This window comes from Streptomyces sp. ActVer, assembly GCF_027270795.1.
Taxonomy (GTDB): Bacteria; Actinomycetota; Actinomycetes; order Streptomycetales; family Streptomycetaceae; genus Streptomyces; species Streptomyces umbrinus_A.
This window is the reverse complement of sequence record NZ_JAPWHT010000662.1, coordinates 1-3,947: the sequence shown is the minus strand read 5'-3', so window position 1 is coordinate 3,947 and position 3,947 is coordinate 1. Positions and strand designations below refer to the sequence as shown.

At 69.3% G+C, this 3,947-nt stretch carries 4 protein-coding genes and 1 pseudogene; 1 reads left to right on the top strand and 4 read right to left on the bottom strand.

Going from position 1 to position 3,947, the window contains the following annotated elements:
• The 4 genes and pseudogenes from O3Q52_RS50000 to O3Q52_RS49985 form a co-directional block, all read right to left on the bottom strand.
• Nucleotides 1-304, bottom strand: a pseudogene (locus tag O3Q52_RS50000) (recombination regulator RecX); the annotation flags it as partial.
• Nucleotides 305-307: 3 nt separating this feature from the next.
• On the bottom strand, nt 308-1,435 hold the full coding sequence (gene recA / locus O3Q52_RS49995; protein WP_332113021.1) for a recombinase RecA: 1,128 nt from the start codon (nt 1,433-1,435) through the stop codon (nt 308-310).
• A gap of 274 nt (nt 1,436-1,709) precedes the next feature.
• Nucleotides 1,710-2,969: an AI-2E family transporter gene (locus O3Q52_RS49990; protein ID WP_269655069.1), complete on the bottom strand. Its 1,260-nt coding sequence runs from the start codon at nt 2,967-2,969 to the stop codon at nt 1,710-1,712.
• A 60-nt stretch (nt 2,970-3,029) separates the two neighbouring features.
• A complete protein-coding gene (locus O3Q52_RS49985; protein WP_055618504.1) occupies nt 3,030-3,224 on the bottom strand; it encodes a DUF3046 domain-containing protein in 195 nt (64 codons plus the stop codon).
• A gap of 80 nt (nt 3,225-3,304) precedes the next feature.
• Between O3Q52_RS49985 and O3Q52_RS49980 the strand changes: the two genes are divergently transcribed.
• Nucleotides 3,305-3,947: hypothetical protein (locus O3Q52_RS49980; protein WP_269655068.1), on the top strand; the 643-nt coding region annotated here is incomplete at its 3' end.

Genomic DNA, 3,947 nt, shown 5'->3' with positions numbered 1-3,947 from the left:
GCCCGTCACCCCCGTACGACCAGCCATCGTCACCGCGCCGGCCGGAGCCGCGACGCGAACCGCCGCCCGGCGTTGTGCCACCGTCCCGCGGACCGTCATCGCGGCGCGGACCGTCGTCCGGCCGCCCGTCCCCCTCCGGATCGCCGTACGCGGCCTCGGCGTCCCAGGCCCCGAGACCGTACGGCCCGTCAGTGTCGTCGTACGCCCTGTCGCTGTCTCCGGCCGTGCCGCCGGCACCCCCGCGCCTCTTCCCTTCGGAGGCGGCGGGGTGGACGTACTCGGCCCAGTCGGTTCGCCGTGTCACGGACTAGCTCTTGGCCGCCGCGGCCTTGGGCTTGACGGCCTTGGCTGCGGGAGCGGGAACCGTCTTCGCGGCCTCGTCCGGGGCTGCCGAAACCGCCGCGTCCGCGCCCGGCTCGGCGGTGGGCTTCTCCGGCTTCACGCCGACGCCCAGCTTCTCCAGGATCTTCTTCTCGATCTCGTTGGCGAGGTCGGGGTTGTCCTTCAGGAAGTTGCGCGCGTTCTCCTTGCCCTGGCCGAGCTGGTCGCCCTCGTACGTGTACCAGGCACCGGCCTTGCGGACGAAGCCGTTCTCCACGCCCATGTCGATCAGGCCGCCCTCGCGGCTGATGCCCTGCCCGTAGAGGATGTCGAACTCGGCCTGCTTGAAGGGCGGCGCGACCTTGTTCTTGACGACCTTGACGCGGGTGCGGTTGCCGACCGCGTCCGTGCCGTCCTTCAGCGTCTCGATACGGCGGATGTCGAGCCGCACCGAGGCGTAGAACTTGAGCGCCCGGCCACCGGTCGTGGTCTCCGGGGAGCCGAACATCACGCCGATCTTCTCGCGCAGCTGGTTGATGAAGATCGCCGTGGTCTTCGACTGGTTGAGCGCGCTGGTGATCTTCCGCAGGGCCTGGCTCATCAGACGGGCCTGGAGACCCACGTGCGAGTCGCCCATCTCGCCCTCGATCTCCGCGCGCGGCACGAGGGCGGCGACGGAGTCGATGACGATGAGGTCGAGGGCGCCGGAGCGGACCAGCATGTCGACGATCTCCAGAGCCTGCTCGCCGTTGTCCGGCTGCGACAGGATCAGGTTGTCGATGTCGACGCCGAGCTTCTTCGCGTACTCGGGGTCGAGGGCGTGCTCCGCGTCGACGAAGGCCACCTGGCCGCCGGCCCTCTGCGCGTTCGCCACCGCGTGCAGGGTCAGGGTCGTCTTGCCGGAGGACTCCGGGCCGTACACCTCGACCACTCGGCCGCGCGGCAGACCGCCCACGCCGAGGGCGACATCGAGTGCGGTCGACCCTGTGTGGATGACCTCGATGGGCTCGTTCGGCCGCTCGCCGAGGCGCATCACCGCGCCCTTTCCGAATTGCCGTTCAATCTGTGCGAGAGCGGCGTCGAGCGCCTTCTCGCGGTCAGTACCTGCTGCCATGGGTTCCACCCGATTTGCTTGAGTCGATCGCTTCACGTCAAAGACGCTAACGCCTGCCACTGACAATGCGCCCCGACGCCCGTCCGGCCTGTGGATAACTCGGGCGCTTCTCCACTAAATCCCCGTCGACATCCCGTCTCAGGCTTCGCCGGAGCCTCCATCAGAATGGATGTTCGATTTTGGTGTCAAGCGCACCACGCGCTTCGACGGGAGCGTGTCGCGAGCCGTACCACCCGGCTGCTTCCAGGGTCGTACGGGCGGCCCCGCCGGTGCGCTACGAGGCGTCGCGGGGTTCTTCGTCCTCCGCCGTCCGCGCCTCGCGGGGCCCCTTCAGGGCGCGTCGTATGCGTGCGAGGAGAGTGCTCGTACCCCGCTCGCGGCGGCCGTGGACCCGGGGGTCGTCCGTGACGTCGTACCGCTTCACGTAGGCCCCCAGGAAGGCCTGCAGCGTGGCGACCGCCGGGATGGCGATCAGCGCGCCGACCGCGCCGAGCAGGGCGGTGCCCGCGATGACCGACCCGAAGGCGACCGCCGGGTGGATGTCCACGGTCTTCGCGGTCAGCTTGGGCTGCAGCACGTAGTTCTCGAACTGCTGGTAGACCACGACGAAGATCAGCACCCACAGCGCGTACCAGGGGTCGACCGTGAAGGCGATCAGCATCGGCAGGGCGCCCGCGAGGTACGTACCGATGGTGGGGATGAACTGCGAGACCAGACCCACCCAGACGGCGAGCACGGGCGCGTAGTTCACGCCGAGGGACTCCAGCAGGATGTAGTGCGCGATGCCGGAGATCAGTGCCATCAGCCCGCGCGAGTACAGATAACCGCCGGTCTTGTTGACGGCGATCTCCCACGCGCGCAGCACCTCGGCCTGCCGTGCGGGCGGCAGTACGGAGCACAGGGCGCGCCGCAGCCGCGGGCCGTCGGCGGCGAAGTAGAAGGCGAACAGTGTGATCGTCAGGAGCTGGAAGAGCCCGCCCAGCACCTGGGTGGACACGTCCAGGACACCGCTCGCGCTGTTCTGCACGTACTTCCGCAGCCAGTCGGAGCGCAGCAGGCCCTCCTGGATGTCGACGCGGCTGAGTTCCGTGTGGAAGGTCGTGTTGATCCAGCTGATCACCGAGTCGACGTACTTCGGGAAGTCCTCGACCATGTCGATGATCTGTCCCGCGAGCATCGAGCCGAGCAGCGTGACGAAGCCCGCGCTGGCGATCATCACGAAGAGGAAGACGATCCCGGTGGCCAGCCCCCTGCGCATGCCGAACGAGGCCATCCAGCTCACCGCGGGCTCTATGGCGAGCGCCAGGAAGAACGCGATCAGGATGTTGATCAGCAGCCCGGTCAGCTCGTGGAAGGCCCAACTGCCCAGCTGGAAACAGGCGATGAGAGTGAGGGCGAGCACCATGGCCCGTGGCAGCCAGCGCGGCATGCGGGCACCCGTCTCGGCCGCGCCCCCGGCCGGGGGCCTGGGAGGTGTCGTGCCGAGCGGGGAAGCCTGCTGACCGACGTGCGCGGTCTCATCTGTCGATGCCACGGACCAAGTCTCGCCCACACCTCCGACAATCGACCCCCGCCCCCGGATCTTCGTGGCCCGTCAGCGGTTTTCGTAGGGAACGTTCACCGCTGTACACACCGCGCGCCACACGTCCTTCGCCTCCCAGCCCGCGTCCAGCGCCTGCCGCACCGTGCGCCCGCCGAGCTCCGACATCACATGATCGCGCGCGAAGGTGTCGGCGTACCCCGCTCCGAAGTGATCCGCCATCCGCTGCCAGAAGACCGTCAACCGCATGACTCCAGTATCCCGCCCCTGAGAGTGGGCCCGAGCCGGGACCGCTTGCCGAGAACGCTTTCCGCCCTACGGTCTGACTCATGGCCGAAACAGGAGCATCCCCACTCCCCCCGACGCCCCCGGCGCACACCCCCCTCGCCCGCGCCGGGCACTTCGTCTGGCTCACCGCGCGCGTGCTGGAGCAGCGCCGTTTCGCGTACCACTTCCTGGGCGGCGATGCCGACGCGGTCGAGACCGCGCTGTCCGCCTACCGCAACGAGGACGACGGGTACGGTCACGCGCTGGAACCCGATCTGCGCGGCCCGGTCAGCCAGCCCCTGCACACCGGGCACGCACTGCGCGTCCTGGACTCGATCGGGCGCTGTGGCGGGCAGCGGGTGGAGCGCATGTGCCGCTATCTGACCTCCGTGTCGACGCAGGACGGCGCGCTGCCGACGATCCATCCCAGCCAGCGCGGCTATCCGGCGGCGCCCTTCCTGCCGATCGTCGACGACCCGCCCAGCGAACTCCTGGCCACCGGCCCCGTAGTGGGCCTGTTGCACCGCAACGAGGTCTGGCACGCCTGGCTGTTCAGGGCCACCGACTTCTGCTGGCAGGCCGTGGAGTCCCTGGACAAGTCGCATCCGTACGAGATCGAGGCGGCCGTCGCCTTCCTGGACTCGGCGCCCGACCGCCCGCGCGCGGAAGCGGCCGCGGACCGGCTCGGCCGCCTGGTGCGCGAAC

Bases quoted from the DNA above. Each gene is read 5' to 3' on its own strand.
- recA (WP_332113021.1), bottom strand. From the start codon at position 1,435: ATGGCAGCAGGTACTGACCGCGAGAAGGCGCTCGACGCCGCTCTCGCA.
- O3Q52_RS49985 (WP_055618504.1), bottom strand. From the start codon at position 3,224: ATGCGGTTGACGGTCTTCTGGCAGCGGATGGCGGATCACTTCGGAGCG.